At 61.9% G+C, this 3,275-nt stretch carries 3 protein-coding genes; 2 read left to right on the plus strand and 1 reads right to left on the minus strand.

What is annotated here, in order from left to right; genetic code table 11:
• The first annotated feature begins 110 nt into the window (after nucleotides 1-110).
• A complete protein-coding gene (locus ACY69P_RS15460) occupies nucleotides 111-1,634 on the plus strand; it encodes a carboxypeptidase M32 (protein ID WP_462328123.1) in 1,524 nt (507 codons plus the stop codon).
• A gap of 214 nt (nucleotides 1,635-1,848) precedes the next feature.
• On the plus strand, nucleotides 1,849-2,235 hold the full coding sequence (locus tag ACY69P_RS15465; RefSeq protein WP_462328124.1) for a hypothetical protein: 387 nt from the start codon (nucleotides 1,849-1,851) through the stop codon (nucleotides 2,233-2,235).
• Nucleotides 2,236-2,421: 186 nt separating this feature from the next.
• Here ACY69P_RS15465 and ACY69P_RS15470 read toward each other — a convergent pair whose 3' ends face one another.
• Nucleotides 2,422-3,156 (minus strand): LexA family transcriptional regulator, encoded by a 735-nt coding sequence (locus ACY69P_RS15470; protein ID WP_459898580.1) that lies wholly within the window; start codon nucleotides 3,154-3,156, stop codon nucleotides 2,422-2,424.
• Between the last annotated feature and the right edge of the window lie 119 nt (nucleotides 3,157-3,275).

Below are 3,275 nucleotides of genomic sequence, written 5' to 3' on the forward strand. Positions count from 1 at the left end.
GATGCCGCCGCCGCTCGTTTTTTCTCCCCAAGGAGCGCGCCGCTCCTTTCTACGCGCGGCGCAATACCGTACACGTGTTCCCCAAAAGCCCCGCCCCTACAGGAGGTCCCATGCCCCCAAGAGAAGCCTACGACTGGCTACGCGCCCATTCCGTGGACACCGCCCGCCTTGAAACCACCGTTTCCCTGCTCAGTTGGGACCAAGGCACCTATGCGCCGCCCCTTGGGCACCACCACCGCGCCGAACAAATCGCCACGCTCACGCGCATCATCCACACCCGCCGCACGGACCCGCGCCGCGCCGACGCCATAAACGCCTGCCTCGGCCTTGCCCGCGAGGCCGGACCGGACTCGGACATCAGCGCCAATCTGCGCATATGGCAACGCGAGCACGAGCGCCAAAGCCGCATCCCCGAGGACCTTGCCGTCGCCATAGCCCGCGCGGCGGCGCAGGGCGAAAGCGCATGGGAACGCCTGCGTCCCAAGAACGATTGGAAAGGCTTTTTGCCCTTCGTGGAGCACCTTTTGCGCCTGCGGCGCGAGGAAGCGGACGCCGTCGGCTACAAGCACGAACCCTACGACGCCATGCTGGACAAATACGAACCCGGCGAAACAGCGGCGTCCGTCGCGCCACTTTTTGACGCCCTACAATCCGCCAGCGCGGACCTGCTAGCACGCATTGCCCAGCGCGGCGGCACCCGCAGTGCGGAAGTCGTCACCCGCCACTTTCCGCCCAAGGAGCAAGAGCGCTTTGCCCGCCATATTATGACGGACATGGGATTCGACTTTATGGGCGGACGCATGGACACCACAGCCCACCCCTTCTGCACCCGCATCGGCCCCGGCGATGTGCGCGTGACCACGCGCTACCGCGAGAACGACTTTGCCGAGGCCTTTTTCGGCTGCGTGCACGAATGCGGCCACGCACTGTATGAACAGGGCCTGCCCGGCGACCACTTTGGTACGCCCTGCGGCAGCTCCGCCTCCCTTGGCATCCATGAATCCCAATCCCGCCTGTGGGAAAACCTTGTGGCCCGCTCCCACGGCTTTTGGACGCACTACCTGCCCTTTGCCGCCTACGCCTTTGAATCCTTCCGTTCCGCGCTGCTGAACAAGGTCTACTACGCGGTAAACGCCGTGCACCCCGGCTGCATCCGGACAGACGCCGACGAGCTGACCTACAACATGCATATCTTTCTGCGCTTTGACCTTGAACGGCGGCTCATGAGCGGCAGTTTGGACGTGCACGAACTGCCGGACGCCTTTAACGAGGGCATGTACGCCCTGCTTGGCGTGACGCCCAAGGACTACGCCAGCGGCGTTATGCAGGACGTGCACTGGGGCGCGGGGCTGTTTGGCTACTTTCCCACCTACGCGCTGGGCAACATTTACGCCGCCCAGTTTATGGACGCCGCGCGGCGCGAGCTGGGCGACCTTGAGGCCATGTTTGCCCGTGGCGACTTTGGCCCGCTGCTGGGCTGGCTGCGCACCGCCATCCACACCAAGGGCGCGCGCCTCGACCCGCGCGACCTTGTCCATGACGTCACGGGGAATGCACCGGACGCCAGCGCGCTCATTTCGCATCTGGAACACAAATATACGGAGCTCTATGGCCTGCGTCCGAAACGACCGTAGCCAAACACCAGCAATACCCTGAAATTTTACTCCTTCGCGATTTCAATGCATTTCAGGGCTTCAGGAGCATTCATGGAAAAAGTTGGAATGTTTTTTCCATCTTTCCCTTTACATTCCTTCGCAATTCTGCTCTATGCTGTGAGTAAGTCCCATTTTATGGACTTGACAGTACAAAACGGATGCAGCGCACTGGATTTCACGACAAGGGGGGAGAATGATGGAACAATTCACTTTGCACCGAAACGGCCAGCCCGACCTCGTCTTTAACGGCTCCGAAATCGCTCTGGTTGATGAGCGCGAATTCGTGGGTTTCATGGAAAACTGGATGGATACCGTCCTCTACAAGACGACCTTCGGCCAATACGTATTGGCATCGGTTTTCCACATTACCAACTGCGGCCAGCGCACCATGTGCACCGCCGAGGTCTTTCCCACGGCTGAGGCGCTGATGGACTTCATGGAAGTCGGCTCCCGTCCGCTGTCGCCGGTTTCGCTTGAGGTGCTGCGGCAGGCCTCACTGCATGACGAAGCCTTCATGCTGTGCACCACCTTCTGCACCGTGCAGTTGCGCGCCCCCAGCAAGGACGTGCTGGCGCAGTAGCCACACAGCGGACCTGCCGCTCACCGTGGTGCCCATCCCACACCGCTCCCCCGCTTTTGCTCCGCAACGAAAAGGCGGCCGCTTCCTTACGGAAACGGCCGCCTTTCCTGCGACTGGGGAACCACCCCATATTGATCACATATCCCAACGCCTCACGCCGCCACGGCGCAAAAGCACGCACGCCTCCTAGCGAATCTCGCGCGACATCCACACCACGCGGCCCAGCACCTCCACGTTGCTCTGGTCGCCAAGGGGGATTTCCTGTGGCTCGTAGAAGCGCCTGTTGTCGCTAACCAGCACCAGCTTGCCGGGCTTGCGCTCCAAGCGCTTGACCACAATCTCATCGTCCATGCGCACGGCGTAAATCTTGCCCACGCGGATATCATTCTGGGAGAGGTCCACCAGCACGATATCCTCGTCCTCCAGCGTGGGGGACATGCTCTCGCCGGTGACGCGCATCAGGCGCATATCATCCACGGACCCTTTACTGCGCAGCCACGAACGCTGAAAGGCGTAATACTCCACCACGCGGTCGCTGGTCTGGGCGCTTCCGCCACCGCCAGACAGACGCGCCGCCACAAGGGGAACATAGTCATACTGGGGTTCGCGGTCCGGCGCGGGGGCGTCGCGCACGGTGCGGCGCACGGTATCCTCGCGCAGGAACTTTGCCCCGTGGCCTGTCTCCAGCCAAAAAGGATTCAGGGAGTGCGTGCGGAACAGCTTCAGCAGCCATTCCGCCGGGACCTTGTTTTTGGACTTGGCGTCGGAGATGGCACCACGGCTCACGCCCAGCTCCCGCGCCAGCGCGCTCTGCGTACCAATGCCCAGCGCCTCGATGATGCGCGCGATAACGTGGGCCGCGCCCACCTCTGCGCCTTTGCTCCGGGTTCCGCCTGCGCCGCCCTGCGTCGTATGTGCCATGGTCTGTATCCTCCTCGCTGCCGCGATGTTCGTCTTTTTGGCATTTAGGATTAAAGCGTCACTCGACACGCGTCAAGCTATGCCATATTTTCCAGTGGGTTCGGTTCCCCTTTTCAAAG

The organism is Desulfobaculum sp. (assembly GCF_054921475.1).